The organism is Candidatus Coatesbacteria bacterium (genome assembly GCA_014728225.1).
Classification (GTDB): Bacteria; RBG-13-66-14; RBG-13-66-14; order RBG-13-66-14; family RBG-13-66-14; genus WJLX01.
The window spans coordinates 1-15,095 of the sequence record WJLX01000117.1; the positions used below are offsets into that span (position 1 = coordinate 1).

Here is a 15,095-nt window from a genome sequence, read left to right on the forward strand (position 1 = left end):
CGGTTTTTGCATCTCGGCGACCGTTGGAGCGACGGCAACGGTCCGCCTCCGCAAAAACCGTGCCGGTTCCGGGGGCGGCGGGCTACGGCGCGCCGGGGAGGGACGGCGGGCTGTTTTTCAACGCTGCGGCCGTCGCGGCCGCTTCGGCGGAATTGCTGACCTGGGGCCGCAGTGTCTGCTACAATCAAGCATCATCTCGCCGGGGAGGAAGCCGGGCGGGAATCCGGACAGCAATCCAGGGAGGTATCGATGATGCCCGTTCTCGGGACCCTGCTCAGTCTGCTGAGTCTGTTCTGCTTCGGTCAGGACGCCCGCCTCGTCGACCCGCCGGAGCTGACCGACGGCGATCCGACGACCTACGTCGTACTGGAGCCGTTGGAGCGCGGCGTCGTCAAGCTGTCGCTCACTTCGGCTCATCCGGCCCCGGGTCGGGTCGTCGAGCTCGAGCTGACACCGGGTTCGCCGTCGCCGGACTACCTCGAGTTGCGGATTAACGACGAAACGGCCGTGCGCCATGACGCCGTCGCCGGGCCGCGGATCAGTCTGCCCGTGGAGAGCGAGGCCGAGGTGCGCCGTCTCGAGCTGGAGCTGCATTTTCCTGACCACGTCGACGAGGTCGAGTTGGCCGAGGTCGCCTTGTTCGGCGATCCGGGCCCCTACGGCGTCCGGGTTTACGGTGAGCGGACACCTCCCTACCCCCGGTTGGGGCCGGCCGTCTACGGCCCCGTGCCGACGTGGGGGGCGGCCCGTCGCCTGGCCGAGGAATACAGCGGCGAGGTCGTCGCCGACCTGAGCGAGTACGATCTCGAGCGGGGCGTCGTCCGCGCCCGGCGCCTGGCCCTCTTCGACTATTACTATCTCTGGTCGGCCGGCACCGACGTCTCCGGCGCTCTCTACCTGCTCTACCGGGGCACCTTCGAGATGGAGCCCTTCTCCGGCACCCTGGCCTGGTACTGGCCCAACCGGGACCGCGGCGGCGCCGTCGACGGCGTCTGGGGCGCCGACGTCTCCCCGGAGGGCGCCCGGGTTCTAGTAGGTTACGAGCACACCGTGCTGGATTGGAACACCCCGTCGGGCGACGAGCCCCTCGATAACACCGCCGCCCTCGAGCAGCGTCTGGGTCCGGAGAAGAGTTGGCGATCCTACATTTTCTCCGACGGCTTCATCGGCAACAGCCGGATCAACGAGCTCCAGCTCGTCGATCCAGCCACCGGCGAGGTCAAGCCGCTGGGGATCGTCGGGGCGACGCAGATCCAATGGCTCAGTGGGGACGAGGTGCTGATCGGCCGTAACACCAGCGGTTACTGCTCGCTGGACGCCGAACTGGAATGGTGGCGGCTGGAGCTCTCCAGCGGTACGGCCGTTCGTCTGGAGCAAGAGCCCCCGCCCGACGACGGCTGGGTCTCGTCGACGATGGACGAGCTGAGCACCCCGGACGGTCGCCGTTTCTACGCCGTCGACGGCGTCACGGCCTACCAAGTGGAGGGCGTCGAGTATCGGTTGGGTCCGGGGGAGCCGGTGCTCGCCGCCGGGGACGGCTCCGGCGTCGTCTGCCTGGTCCGCGAGGAAGATGACTGGCTGGGCGCCCTGATCTACTACGAGCTGGCCCGCTAGTCCTGATGACAGCCAACAGAGGTGATGTCGAATGCTGACCGCCGAGCGAATCGAACGGGAGCGGGCGCGTTTCCCGGTCACCAAGCGCTACGCCTACCTCAACCATGCCAGCCGCGGTCCGTTGTCGCCGCCGGCCGCCGAGTCCGTCGAGCGCGTCGCCGAGGAGATGCTCTACTGCCATCCCTCGCAGATCACGGGCATGGTCGAGGACCTGGACCAGACCCGGGCGGCGGTGGCCGAGCTGATCGGGTCCGGCAAGCGTTCCATCGGCCTGGTGGCCAACACCTCCTCGGGCCTGGCCCTGGCGGCGGGTTCGCTGCCCGTCGGCGCGGGCGACAACATCGTCCTGCGCCGGGGGGAGTTTCCGGCCAACATACTGCCCTGGCTCAACCTGCGGCGGCGGGGCGTCGAGGTCCGTTGGCTGGAGAACCGTCCCGGCGGTGTGACCGTCGACGACCTGGCCGCGGTCTGCGACGGGGCCACTCGAATCGTCTCCCTCTCCTGGGTCGACTTCGCCGACGGCGCGCGCATCGATACGGCGGCCCTGGGCGGCTTCTGCCGCGAACGGGAGGTGCGCTTCGTCGTCGACGCCATCCAGGGCGTCGGCGCTCTCGAGGTCGATCTCAGCGGCATCGACGTCCTGGTCTGCGGCGGGGGCAAGTGGACCCTGGCGCCCCAGGGCGGCGGCTTCATCTACCTGGCGCCGGAGCTGGTCGAGGAACTGGAACCCGACCGGCTGGGCTGGCTCTCCGTGGTTCCCAACGCCGACCTCAAGCTCGACCGGTTGACCGACTACGAGCAGCCCCTGGCCCCGGACGGCCGCCGGTTCGAGGCCGGCAGCAACTCCCTGCTGACCCAGATCGCCCTCGGCGCGAGCTGCAATTACCTGGCCGACATGGGAGCCAAACACATCGAGAAGCGCATCGTCGAACTCTGCGACTACCTGATCGAGGGGCTGACCGCCGCCGGTCAGACCATCACCAGCCCCCGGATCGAGGGCCGGCGCAGCGGGATCGTCACCTTTAGCGCTCCCGAGCCGCAGACCCTGTTGCAGCGCCTGCTGGAACGCGACATCATCGTCAGCCTGCGCGAGGGCGACATCCGCGTCGGCGTCCACTTCTACAACAACCGGGCCGACCTGGACCGGTTGATCGAGGCGTTGTGAGATGACCGCGATCCGCCCCCTCGGCCCGGACGAGCGGGAGGCCTACCAGGCCCACCTGGAGCGGGTCGATTCCGTGGATCACGCCCCGTCCCTGGAGGATGAGGCGGCCTTCGTGTTGGGGGCCTTTGCCGACGCTGACGGACGGACCGCCCTGATCGGTCACCTCTCCGTCCACCTGCAGCCCTTGGAGCATCGGACGGATCTGCCGCTGAGCCTCCTCGAGCTGGAGAACGCAAGCTTCAGCGACAGCTATCCCCCCGGGCTGGTCGAGGGTTTCGTCTGGACCTTCGACGTCGAGGAGGCTTACCGCCGCCGGGGGATCGGCCGCCGGCTCCAGCTCGCCGCCCTGGAGGAGTGCCGCCGCCGCGGATTGTATCAACTGCGCTCCTGGTCCTCCCTGGACCGTCCGGCCAACTACGCCCTCAAGATCGGCCTGGGTTTCGCCGTCCACCCCGGCCACGCCTATCTGCCCCGGCGCGAGAAGTGGGTCCGCGGCGTGTACTTCGTCATGTCGCTGCGCTGAACTCCGCCGCGCCCGCCCGCAGCTTTCAATGGACGGCTCTGCCGACAAGCGCCCTATGCCGATTAACGCCGACGAATACGATTACGAGCTGCCCCGGGAGCTGATCGCCCAGTACCCGGCCGAACGCCGCGACACCTCGCGGCTGATGGTGCTGATCGGCAACCGTCCCCCGGAGCACCACGTGTTTCACGACCTGCCGCGTCTGCTGCGCGAGGGCGACCTGCTGGTGGCCAACGACAGCCGGGTCATCCCGGCGCGCATCCGCGGGACCAAACGTGAGGGCGGGGCCGGGGTCGAGGCTCTGCTGCTGCGCGATCTGGGGGACGGGCGCTGGACGGCGTTGGCCCGGCCCGGCAAACGGTTGCACATCGGCCAGCACATCGATTTCCGCGGCGGTTTGACCGCCGAGGTGCTGGCCAAGCTCGACAACGGCGAGCTGGTCCTCGGTCTGGCCTCTGCGCGACCGTTGATGGAGATCCTGGAGGAGTTCGGCGAGGCCCCGCTGCCGGTCTACATCGACCGCCCCCGCGGCGCCGACGCCGCCGACACGCGACGCTACCAGACCATCTACGCCCGGCGCCCCGGCTCCATCGCCGCCCCCACCGCCGGACTGCACTTCACCCCGGGTTTGATCAGTCGCCTGCAGGGCCTGGGCATCGGCTGGCTGACCGTCACCCTGCACGTCGGCTACGGCACCTTCGAGGCCCTGCCCGAGGGTGAGCTCTCCGGGCACCGCCTGCACACCGAGCGTTACTCCGTGGGCAAGAAAACGGCCCGGTTGATCAACGAGGCCCGCCTGGCCGGACGCCGGGTCATCGCCGTCGGCACCACCAGCGCCCGGGTGCTGGAAACCCTGGCCGACGTGCGCGGTCTGATCCAGCCCGGCTCCGGCGAGACCGACCTGTTCATCCACCCGCCCTACCGTTTCCGCGCCGTGGACGGTCTGCTGACCAACTTCCACCTGCCGCGCTCCAGCCTGCTGATGCTGACGGCCGCCCTCGTCGGACGCGAGCGCATTCTGTCGGCCTACGATGAGGCCGTCGCCGAGGGCTACCGCTTCTACTCCTACGGCGACGCCATGCTGCTGCTGCCCCACGGTTAGAAGGCTGACGACCGTATCGCGAAGACGGGGCGGGATTCCAATCCCGCTCCCGCCCGCTGTTTGCCGGGCCGGAGTTACGACGAAGTCGTAACTCCAATGCTGCGAAGCAGCACCGGCACCAGTTTCTTGCACGCGCAACGAACCCTTGATCGGGTTCGTTGCGCAAGAAATGCGCCGGCCCTTCGTTGTCGGTGTTTCCCACCCTTCTGGCGTTTCTTACGTTTCTTAAGATGGGCGACTGAGGACAGTCGGCCCTACGGTATCCGGCTGATGTAGACGCGCCCCGGAAGGGGCGGGTTTTTTCTACCGCCCGCGGGTCGTCGCGGATTGAGGTTTGGTGCGGTTCGGTGACGCTCAACGGCGACGGGGAACGGAGCCCCCGACCCACCGGGCTCTCGGATTGTGGCGAAGGGCGGAGGGTATCCTCCCCCGCCCGGCGCGTAATGCAAAACGAAACCCTAGAACTTCAGCGAGTAGCTGACCCGGTGGACGTAGCCCAGCGGCTCCCGGGGAACCAGGGCGTAGTCCAGCGAGCCGTAGATCAGCCCGGAGAGGGCGTCCAGCCCAAGGCCCAGGCAGACGCCGGACCAGGAATCGTGGTCGTCGAGAATGCGGTAGCCGGCGCGCACCGCCACGCCTTCGACGGCCCACCACTCGATACCGACATCGGCTTCGAGGGTGTTCTCGAAGCGCCAGACGGCGTCGGCGGTGAGGTTCAGGCTCTGGCGGAAGAGGCTGGTGCCCAGACCGAGGCGCACGGCCATCGGCATGGGATCGCCGACGGCGAGGATGGTGACCGGAGGGCCGAGGTTCTCGGCCACCAGGCCGACGCGGAAACCGTTATAGCGAGTGTGGTAGAGCAGACCGAGGTCGCCGGCGAAGCCGTGGCCGATCTCGGTGTCGTACTTCTGGAAGACGTAGCGCGCCGCCAGGCCCAGCGAGAAGCCGGAGCCGAAGTCGAGGGCCAGACCGCCGCCCATGGCGCCGCAGCCGACCCAGTACTCGCCGTGGGGGTCGCCGTAGCTGTCGCGGCGGGTCTCGTTGGCGTAGAGCAGGTTGAGGTCCAGGCCGAAGGAGAGGCTGCCGCCGGCCTCCTGGGCGAAACCGATCCAGCCGTGGTGGACGTCGCCGAGAATGTTGGCGTAGAAGCTGCCCAGCTCGGTTTTGACGATCTGACTCAACCCGGCGGGATTGTAGGTCAGGCCGTAGACGTCGTCGGAGATTGCGGCGTAGGCGCCGGCCAGGGCCATCGGACGGGCGCCGACGCCCAGGTTGAGGAAGTCGGCTCCCGAGGTGCCCGGCCCCCCGCCCTGAGCCGCGGCGGCGCTGACGAGGACCAAAACAAAGAGCAGGAGGAGTCGACGGCTCATAGCGGTTACCTTTCGCTTGCCGGGTTGCGCGACGGAATCGGGGGCGAGAAGCGCTCAGCGGATGAGGGTGAACTTGCCGTGGCCGACGTGATAGTCGCCGGAGTCGACGGTATAGAAGTAGAGCCCGCTGGCGCAGGGTTGGCCCTCGGAGTTCAGGCCGTCCCAGGAGGCCTGGCCGAAGGCTTCATCGACCTCGTCCTCGCCGAGGGTGTCGACGAGGTCGCCCGAGAGGGTATAGATGCGGACGCTGACCCGCAGATTGTGCTCGAAGAAGAAGGTCAGCACGCGGTCGTCGGGGATGGTGAAAGGGTTGGGACCGCACATCACCCCTGTGGTCAGCGGGTTGCGGATGCTGGTGACGTAGAGCCGGATGGGGTTGTCGGAATCGGAGATACCGTCGATGTAGCAGGTGCTCTTGCCGTCGCCGTAGGGCAGGGAGCTGGGGTTGGTGTCGGGGCCGAAGACGCGCTTGGAGAAGTAGCCGGGGAAGGGGTCGCCGTCGTCGCCCAGGTTGACCAGGCCGTCGAGATCGCTCAGTCCGTCGGCGGCCTCGAGGTCGACGCCCTTGTGGAACTCGTTGTCGTTGATCCGTCCCGAGGCCAGCTCGGCGTTGATGATCTCCTCGTCGACGTGCCAGATCAGCAGGCCGTGAAGGGGGCCGGGATGGTCGGGGTCGATGTGCTCGAGATAGGACAGGCCGCGATCGAAGCCGATCTGCTGCCGGTTCTCCAGCAGGAAATACTCCTCGGGTCCGGCGACGGTGACCTTGAGGAAGCGGGTGCCGCCGGCGGGGGGCGCGCTCTCGGCCCGGTAGATGGCGTGGGGCTGGTTGCGCCCCTGGGTGGCGTGATCGAAGGAGACCCAGCCCATGTAGATCTTGCTCCAGGCGCAGGGGTGGACGGGGCAGTTGCCCGGCAGGGGTACGCGGGAGGGCGAAGCGACGATGCCCGTCCAGGCCCCGTAGCCCATCAGGCCCCAGTGACCGATGCCGTTGGAGTCCGGATTGTCGATCGAGGGGGTGGCGTCGTAGAGGGCGGGCAGCCCCAGCAGGTAGCCGAAGCTGTGGCAGAACGGCCCGACGGTCACCAGCAGCTCGTTGCCGTCGTCGACGCCGTCGTAGAGTTCCTCGGGCACCAGCATGAAGTCGTCCACGCGCACGCCGTCGTCGGTCTGATAGGGTCCCGGACCGCCGTCCGCGGAGAGGTCCCATTTGCAGCTCCAGATGTCGTCGTCGGAGCCGCTCTGCTCGGCGCCCCAACCGGCGTGGACGACGAACAGGGCGTCGACGTAGCCGTCGTCGTCGGAGTTCTGCGGGTCGGCGGAACGGGGGATGCCGTCGGGACCGTCGTTGTCGTAGGCGGCGAAATTGATCCGCGAATCGACGAAGTCCAGGGCGTAACGCACCAGCCCCTGGGAGTTGCGCGGGTAGGCGCCGAAGCCGTATTCGTCGCTGGCAAAGAAGGCGTAGTCCAGCTCCTCGCCGGATTCGGGGTCGGTGCCCGAGATGCGGATCCAGGCGCTGTCGACATCGACGGATTCCTCACCCACGATGCGCACCTGCCCCCCGGAGACCTCGTCCCAGTAATCGGTGAAGGTGCCCGGTTCCTGGTTGGTACGGAAGATCAGCTTGCCGTAATCCAACGGCGGGTGGATGTCCTTGTCGGCCCGCCGATCGACGAAGTCCACCAGGATGACCAGGGGGCGGATGGTGCCGTCGGCCAGGGGGCTGGGCACCTCCGGGGTGTCGACGGCGGCGGGGAAGGTGACCGGAGTGGCGACGGCGGGTTCATCCAGCCCCAGGAGGTTGTACCACTCGGTGGGCATCGGCGGTACGGCGGCGGCGGTGCTGCAACAGGCCAGCAGAATCGGCAGGCCGGCCGAAAGCGATAATCTGATTGCTTGGCGCACGGGGTTTCTCCAAGGGTCGACGGGGGTTACGGGCTAAATATAGCAAAGGACGGGGTCGGATGCCAGCTTTTGGCCCGACCCCGTCGCTGCTGTTGTAGTTGCTTGACGGACTCTAACGCAGTTGCCGTTTCAATTCACCCCAACTGGTGTTGTTGATCGGGGCGTCGGACTCGACGATGACAACGGCGGTCATCGCCGGATGAACGGTGCAATAGTAGTCGAACTCGCCGGCTTCGTTGAAGGTGTAACTCCAACTCTCTCCATGACTCAACAGGCCGGAATCGAAGTCACCGCTGTCATGGGTGACGCTGTGATCGACCATGTCGATATTGGTCCAGGTTATCGTATCGCCCACGCTGATGGTCTTTGCGGCCGGGTCGTAGTTGAAGTCCTGAATGTCGATCTGGTGGTCGGCGGCGACGACGGGGACGGCCAGGGCGATGACGAGTAAAGCGGCTAAGTGACGCATCGGAGCTCCTCCGTTCGGCTTGGTGGCTGATTTCAATTATCATTATATACTAAGTTGAGACTAAATTTCAATAAGGCTTACGGCGCGGCCCACGCCTAACGCCCCGCCGACGACCGGCGTCAAAACCGCCGGGCACCCGCCAACCACCCGAGCCGCGCCGGAACTGGTACGGTTTTTGCATCTCGGCGACCGTTACCAACGATGATAACGGTCCGCCTCCGCAAAAACCGTACCAGTTCCGGCGCGCGGGGTCCGGTGAGGTTCAGCTGATCAAGCGGTCGTCGGCGGGGCGTTTCACTCGTAGCGGCTCAGATCGGGATGATCGTCTTCGAGGGCGGCCAGGAAGCGGCGAATGCGTTCCAGGGGCGCCTCGGCGTACAACGTACTCAGTACTTCCAGGGCGTGGCGCCGCCGCTCTTCACCGCCGAGCAGCCGCCAGCGGTGATAGGACAGCAGGCGGCGCTCGAATTCCTGGGGGATTAGGCCCTCGATCTCCGCCAATTCTTCCTCTATGTCTACCGGGTCGGTTTCGCCGCGTCGCACCCGCAGGGTCAGCCGCAGCAGACGCAGCTTGTGGCGGGCCTCGATGTTATGGGTTTCCCGGGCGACGACCAGAGCCCGCCGACAGAGATCGTCAGCCTCGTCGAGGTGGCCTTGAGCGTAGCGCAGCTCGGCGAGGGAGAGCTGATACAGGGGCTGATAGTAGCGCATGCCGATCTCGACGGCCAGCTCGAGAGCCCGTTGAAGGTGCTCGTCGGCCTCCCGCAGGCGCTCCTGTTCGAGGAACATGGAACCCAGGCTGAAGTGGGCGTAGCTGGCGCCGGCCTTTTCCTCGATCCGCCGGGTGAGGGCCAGCATCTCTTCCAGGTGCTCACGGGCGGTTGTGTAGTTGCCGAGCTGGAGGTGGATGCTGCCGATGTTGGCGTGGGCCGTCGACAGGTCGCTGAGATTGCCGATCTCCAGGCTCAGCTTCTGCAGGCGGGCGAAGTAGTCGAGGGCGGTGTCGAAGTTGCGCCGGTACAGGTGGACCACACCGATATTGGCCAGCGCGTGGCCGATATCCATCCGGGAGTCGATGCGCTCGGCGATGGCCAGGGAGTGCTCGTAGAGCTCACGGGCCTCGTCGAGGCGTCGTTGCTGCAGGTGGATGTTGCCGAGGTTGCCGAGAACGTGGCAAAGCTTGTAATCGTTGCCCAGCCCGGCGAACAGGTCCCGGGCGCGCTCGAGGGCGGCGACGGCGCGTTCGAAGTCGCCCAGCTCATAATGGATCAGGCCCAAGCGTCCCAGAGTGTGAGCCAGGTGGGAGTCGTCTCCCAACTCCAGCGCCAGCTCATGGGTCCGTTCCATCACCGCCAGGGCTCGGGGGAATTCGCTGCGCCCCTGATGGATCATCGCCCGGACCCCCAGGGCGTCGATGGTTTTACCGGTGTCCCGGCATAGTTGATAATGGGTGAGGCATTCAGCGACGGCCTCTTCGGCCTCGCGGTAACGGTTGGTGAAGTGGAGCTGGACGGCGCGGTGTAACTGGACGTCGGCGATCAGGTCCTCGGCGCCGATTCTCCTGGCCGCGGCCAGGGCCCGGGCCGTCGTCTCGTCGGCCTCGGGCCAACGACCCAGGTGGTGCTGAACCTTGCCCAGCTTGAGCAGCAGGCTGATGCGCCGTTCCGCTTCGTGCTCGACCTCCAGGGAGCGCTCGAGCAGGGCCAGGGCGTCGTGGTTGTGATAGTTGGCCACGGCGTAGTCGACGGCCAGTTCGAGGTAACGCAGCTCCCGCTCAGGCTCTTCGGCGCGGCCGTAATGGTGGGCCAGCTCGGCGTAGCGTCGTGGATCGTCGGGGAACTCGCGCTCCAGAACGCGGGCCGTCAGTCCGTGCAGCTCGCGCAGCCGTCCCCGCAGCATCATGCCGTAGGCCGCCTCGCGCAGCAGGACGTGGCGGAACAGATAGAGCAGGCTGGACAGGGACAGCCAGATCAGTTCGCGCTCACCCTCCCGCAACAGAGCCTCGAGGCGCTCCCCGCGCAGCACGGCGCCGAGGATCCGCGGATCGAACTCCCGACCCAGCACCGCCGCCGTTTTGACTACTTGCTTCAGCCTGGTGGACAAACGGTCCAGGCGAGCCACCAGCAGGGTCCGGATGCCGTCGGGCAGGGAAGCGATGTCGCCGCGGAGTTGCACCCGACCGTCGCGCTCCTCGAGGAGCGCATTCTCGCTCAGATACCCGCAGAGCTGCTCCAGATAGAAAGGGTTGCCGGCGCTGCGCTCCAGGATGTGGGTATAGAGCTCCCGTTCGACGGGCCGGCCGAGGAGCTGCTCGATGAAGAGCGCGACGTCGGCCTCGTCCAGCTCCGCCAGCTCCAGCTCCGGCGCCGCTGCGTCGTCACCGAGGCGGGGTTTGGCGCCGTCATCGCGGTAACGGGACAGCAGCACCAGGGACAGGCGGGGCTTCTCCAGCCTTTGCAACAGCTTGAAGAAGCGACGGGAGTCGTCGTCGAGCCACTGGAGATCGTCGAGGACCACCACGCTCGGCGCGAGCAGGGCCCGGGCGCGAAAGAAGTCCCGGGCGGCGAACAGCCGGTTGTTGAAGCTCACCTCGGCGGGCAGGCCGGCCTCGTCCTCCTCGTCGTGAGAAAGGCCGACCAACACCTTCAGGTAACCGCGCTGGCGCTCGAGCGCGGCGGCGAGGGCGGCGGCTCCGGACTGCTCCGTGCGCAGCAAGTCGGCGACCAACTCGTCGAAACGTCGGGCGAAGACCGCGGCGTTCGCCTTCTCCGAGGTGCCGTCGAAGAGGAAGAAGCGCCGCAGGTGGGCGGTGACGGGGTTGAGGCTGCGCCGTAGCACGGCGTCGGCCTGGAGATCGAGGTAGCTCAATTCGGGATGCCGACGCTTGAACTCCTCGAGCAACCGGCTCTTGCCCACCCCGGGCTCGCCGTAGATGTAAAGCGTACCTCCAGCACCGGTCCGTTCGAGCAGTCGCCGCTCCAGCAGCTTCAGTTCGTTTCGCCGACCGTAGAACGGCCCGCTGGATCCGAGCGCCGCCGGTCGTCGGCGGCGTCCCTCCAGGTGGACGGCCCGCTCGGCCGCATCAATCTTCTCGAGGCCCGCCGAACGTTGGGGCCGCAAGCGGTATCCCGAAGCCAGATCGTCCGCCGCGGCCGGAGCGGTGAGGATCGCGCCGGGCGCGGCCCGCTGGCACAGCCGGGCGGCCAGGTTGATCGGATCGCCGATCAGGGAGTAGGTGCAGCGGCGGCGGGAGCCGATCAGTCCGGCGTAGACCGTTCCCCAACCCAGGCCCATCCTCAGGGGCTCCTCCGCCTGCTCCGCGACGCTGAGGGCGAAATCGGCCGCCCGCTCCAGGGTGCGCTCGTAGCTCACCGGGGCGCCGAAGATGACCAGCATCAGCGGCCCCTTGTCGGCGAATTCCAGCGAGGCGAAGTAGCCGCCGTAGCCCTCGCAGAGCTTGAGAACCGGGTTAACAAGGGCGTCGAGTTCAGCATGACCGCGGTCGGTGAAACCGATGAACAGGGCCGCCGCGTCGCGGAACTCGCCCCGGCCGCTGAACTCGATCACCCGTTCGGGGAAGAACAACCGACCGACCCGCCGGTGGATCTCCCGACGCCGGGGCAGCCGGGGCCGGACGGCTTCGGCGGCCGGCGATGACGTTGCTCCGAAGTAGTGCTCGTCGAAGAGGACGACCCCCGGCTCGACCCGGTCGCCCAGGCGAGAACAGCGCTCCACCGCCGGACCACGGAAGTACCAGGTGCGTAATCCCGCGCCCGGGATGCCCCACTCCACCCGCCCGCCGGACAGACCGATCCGCAGGGCCAGCTCCACCCGGCCCAGGCGGCTGTGTTGTATCCGGCGCCGTGCGAAAGCCGCCGCGACAGCCACGGCTGTCAGCCGGGCATTTGCGGGATCATCGGGCAGCACCGCCGTCATCGCGTCGCCGGCGAAACCCGTCACGAAACCGCCGTAGCGGTAGATCTCGTTGATCATCGGCCGGAAGGTGTCGTTGATGATCCCGGAAAGAACCTCGGCCCCCTCGGGTCCGTGCCTGGTCAACCGGCGGGTCAGGGCGGTGAAGCCGCTCAGGTCGCAGAACAGCGTCGCCGCCGCGAAGGCGCCGTGGTACTCGTTGGCGGTGAAGCGTCGCTGGATGAAGCGGGGCAGCAGATTATGCATTGGACCTCGCCGGTTTGGGTTTGCTTATTCTACCCACCGAACCGGACTTGAACGGGGCTTGTTTAGCTCTGCTACGTATCACCCTAACTTTAACATACGAGACGCCGGGTGGGTCGAAGCGGGGCGTCGGCGACCTTTGAAAACCCTCTCGCCCGTATCCTCCGGGATGCCGACGCCGGAACCGGCACGGTTTTTGCATCTCGGCGACCGTCGGAGCGGCGGCGACGGTCCGCCTCCGCAAAAACCGTGCCGGTTCCGGCGGCCCGGTTCGGCGGTTTGGTGCGCGGCGCCGGGGGTTTGTTTTCAAAGGTCGTCGGCGCAGCCGTTCAACAATCGGAAAACCATTTAAAAACGGAGACCCGGCCGGGTCTCCTGTCGGTTGTTCAACGAAGTGCGAGCGGGCTATTCGCTGGCCCATTCATCGAGGAAGCGGGCGATCAGTTTCTTCTCGTCCATCTCGATACGCTTCTGTTCGTCGGCGTCGGCGCGTTCGAGGGTGTCGTTTCTGATCTGGCCGATGACGTCGGAGTGTTGCTCCTCGAGCAGGGCCTTGAACTGTTTGAGGGCCTCGTCGTTATCGACGGCGCCCAGCCATTCGGTCTTGCGACGATAGAGGATCTTGCCGCTGGAGAAGACGAGGGTGACGATGTAAGGAGCGTCCTTGCTGCCCCGCGTCTCGGTCTGGACGTGGTAGACCTGGTTGTTGATGCGGATGTTGTCGTTATAACCGGGCAGTAGCATTATGGTCGGCCTCGCGGGTGGGGCTGCGGAATGCGTCGTCGAGGTCATTATACTGGAAAGCTTCGTCGTTGACTACCGCCGCGGAGAAAAAGAAGTTAATCTCCGGCGAGGGGGTCGAAAGCGTCGTCGGCGGCGGGGGCGTCTTCGTGCCAGAGTCCGTCGGCGCCCAGCAGGCGGGCGAGCTGCTTTTTCAGCTCGTCGCAGCCGGCTCCGGTGGCCGCGGAGACGGCGATTACGGGCAGTTCGAGCTCGGCGCGCAGCCGGGCGACGCACTCTTCGCTGTCGGGCAGCTCGGTCTTGTTGGCGCAGACCAGGCCGACGCGCTCGTCGAGCTCCGGGCTGAAGGCGCGCAGCTCCCGGCGGACGGTGCGGTAATCCTCGAGGGGCTCGCGGCCCTCGGTGGCCGCGGCGTCGACTACGACGACGATCACCCGGGTGCGCTCGAGGTGGCGGAGGAAATCGTGACCCAGTCCGGCGCCCTCACCGGCGCCGTCGATCAGGCCGGGGACGTCGGCCATGACGAAGCCGCGGTCGCGGTCGATGGTGACGACGCCCAGATGGGGGGACAGGGTGGTGAAGGGGTAGGCGGCCACCCGGGGCCGGGCGTTGGAAAGCCGGGCCAGCAGCGAACTCTTGCCGGCGTTGGGCATCCCGGCCAGGCCGACGTCGGCCAGTACCTTGAGCTCCAGGCGCAGCTCAAGGACGTCGCCGGGGCGGCCCGGTGTGGCGAAGCGCGGCGTCTGGCGGGTGGGGGTGGCGAAGTTGGAGTTGCCCAGCCCGCCCCGACCGCCGGCGGCCAGCAGCACCTGCTCGCCGGCTTCGTCCAGGTCCGCCAGCAGGACCTCCTCGGGCAGCTTGTAGACCTGGGTGCCCGGCGGGCAGTTGACGACGAGGTCGGCGCCGTCGGCGCCGGTCCGGCGCTGGCGACCGCCGGCTTCGCCGTCGGGAGCCCGGTAGAGCGGTTGGTAGCGGAATTTCTCCAGGGTGGTGAGGTGAACGTCGGCCCGCAGGTAGACCGAGCCGCCCCGGCCGCCGTTGCCGCCGTCGGGGCCGCCCTTGGGGACGTACTTCTCCCGGCGGAAGCCGACGTGGCCGTCGCCGCCCTTGCCGCTTCTGACGGTGATTTTCGCTCGATCGATGAACATGGTAGCCTTACCGGCCCGGTTCGAGGGCCGCGGCGCTCCGACGGGCAAGGAAAAAACCGCCCGCGGGCGGTTTTCCAGACTCGGACCGCGGCGCGGAAACGCCTAGACGGCGGTGACGGAAACGTAGCGGCGGTTACGCCGGGTGTAGAAATCGACGCGGCCGTCGATCTTGGCGAACAGGGTGTGGTCGCGTCCCAGACCGGCGCCGGGGCCGGCGTGGAAGTTGGTGCCGCGTTGGCGCACCAGCACGGAGCCGCCGGTGACCAGTTGGCCAGCGAAACGCTTGCAGCCCAGACGTTTGGATTCGGAGTCACGTCCGTTGCGGGAAGAACCGCCTGCCTTCTTGTGAGCCATAACTATCCCTCGGTGTTGATGTTAGCTACTGCGGGTCCCAGTTCGCGCCGTAGTGTATTACCTGCAGGCCCTCTTGTCAAGGGTTTTCTCATCCCGGCAAGCCTTGTATCCGTTCTGGAGTGTAAGCATCCGGATCGTTGTCCGATCCCTTGTTCGCTCGTCGGGGATTGTGTCCTGCCGGGCCTGTCGGGCTGAGTTTTGAGCCATCGTGGGTTAGCGTTGGCTCGGCCGTGGCCGAGATACTGGAGACTATCTACGGAGCTGATAACGGTAAACTTGCAGCCCACCATACTTATTATCTCGTGTTTGTTCAGCAGTAGTTTTTCTTGCTGAATAATAAAGGAGTCGCCGGTCGATCGGTGACTCCTTTATTATCATTTGAATTGAGCTTTAATCCAGCCAAAACTGCACTGTTGAACACCACTTCCTGAAAGTATTATAATAAACTTTGGTCTTTGCCATCTATAAATCATAACATCACTTGAAACTGCCTGCATATATCCTTCATATAATCGTAGTCCATTC

At 66.6% G+C, this 15,095-nt stretch carries 11 protein-coding genes; 4 read left to right on the forward strand and 7 right to left on the reverse strand.

Going from position 1 to position 15,095, the window contains the following annotated elements; all coding sequences use genetic code 11:
* Nucleotides 1-249 precede the first annotated feature (249 nt).
* The 4 genes from GF399_08425 (at nt 250) to queA (ending at nt 4,404) form a co-directional block, all read left to right on the forward strand.
* Nucleotides 250-1,614: a hypothetical protein gene (locus GF399_08425; protein MBD3400343.1), complete on the forward strand. Its 1,365-nt coding sequence runs from the start codon at nt 250-252 to the stop codon at nt 1,612-1,614.
* Nucleotides 1,615-1,645: 31 nt separating this feature from the next.
* Nucleotides 1,646-2,779 (forward strand): aminotransferase class V-fold PLP-dependent enzyme, encoded by a 1,134-nt coding sequence (locus GF399_08430; GenBank protein ID MBD3400344.1) that lies wholly within the window; start codon nt 1,646-1,648, stop codon nt 2,777-2,779.
* A 1-nt stretch (nt 2,780) separates the two neighbouring features.
* Complete coding sequence (locus tag GF399_08435; GenBank protein ID MBD3400345.1) at nt 2,781-3,302, forward strand: GNAT family N-acetyltransferase; 522 nt, start codon at nt 2,781-2,783, stop codon at nt 3,300-3,302.
* A gap of 61 nt (nt 3,303-3,363) precedes the next feature.
* Nucleotides 3,364-4,404, forward strand: coding sequence for a tRNA preQ1(34) S-adenosylmethionine ribosyltransferase-isomerase QueA (gene queA, locus GF399_08440; GenBank protein ID MBD3400346.1), 1,041 nt, complete (start codon nt 3,364-3,366; stop codon nt 4,402-4,404).
* Nucleotides 4,405-4,862: 458 nt separating this feature from the next.
* Here queA and GF399_08445 read toward each other — a convergent pair whose 3' ends face one another.
* The 7 genes from GF399_08445 to rpmA form a co-directional block, all read right to left on the reverse strand.
* A complete protein-coding gene (locus tag GF399_08445; protein MBD3400347.1) occupies nt 4,863-5,774 on the reverse strand; it encodes a PorV/PorQ family protein in 912 nt (303 codons plus the stop codon).
* A gap of 54 nt (nt 5,775-5,828) precedes the next feature.
* On the reverse strand, nt 5,829-7,682 hold the full coding sequence (locus GF399_08450; GenBank protein MBD3400348.1) for a hypothetical protein: 1,854 nt from the start codon (nt 7,680-7,682) through the stop codon (nt 5,829-5,831).
* Between the two features lie 112 nt (nt 7,683-7,794).
* Entirely contained in the window at nt 7,795-8,151 is a 357-nt protein-coding gene (locus GF399_08455; GenBank protein ID MBD3400349.1) for a copper-binding protein, read from the reverse strand.
* A gap of 294 nt (nt 8,152-8,445) precedes the next feature.
* Nucleotides 8,446-12,330 carry a tetratricopeptide repeat protein gene (locus tag GF399_08460; GenBank protein MBD3400350.1) on the reverse strand — a complete coding sequence of 1,295 codons (3,885 nt, stop codon included), beginning with the start codon at nt 12,328-12,330 and terminating at the stop codon, nt 8,446-8,448.
* Between the two features lie 402 nt (nt 12,331-12,732).
* Nucleotides 12,733-13,071, reverse strand: coding sequence for a hypothetical protein (locus GF399_08465; GenBank protein ID MBD3400351.1), 339 nt, complete (start codon nt 13,069-13,071; stop codon nt 12,733-12,735).
* 95 nt (nt 13,072-13,166) lie between these two features.
* The gene (gene obgE, locus GF399_08470) at nt 13,167-14,216 is read right to left on the reverse strand and encodes a GTPase ObgE (protein ID MBD3400352.1); all 1,050 of its coding nucleotides are present in this window, start codon (nt 14,214-14,216) and stop codon (nt 13,167-13,169) included.
* Between the two features lie 102 nt (nt 14,217-14,318).
* Nucleotides 14,319-14,570, reverse strand: coding sequence for a 50S ribosomal protein L27 (gene rpmA / locus GF399_08475; GenBank protein MBD3400353.1), 252 nt, complete (start codon nt 14,568-14,570; stop codon nt 14,319-14,321).
* Between the last annotated feature and the right edge of the window lie 525 nt (nt 14,571-15,095).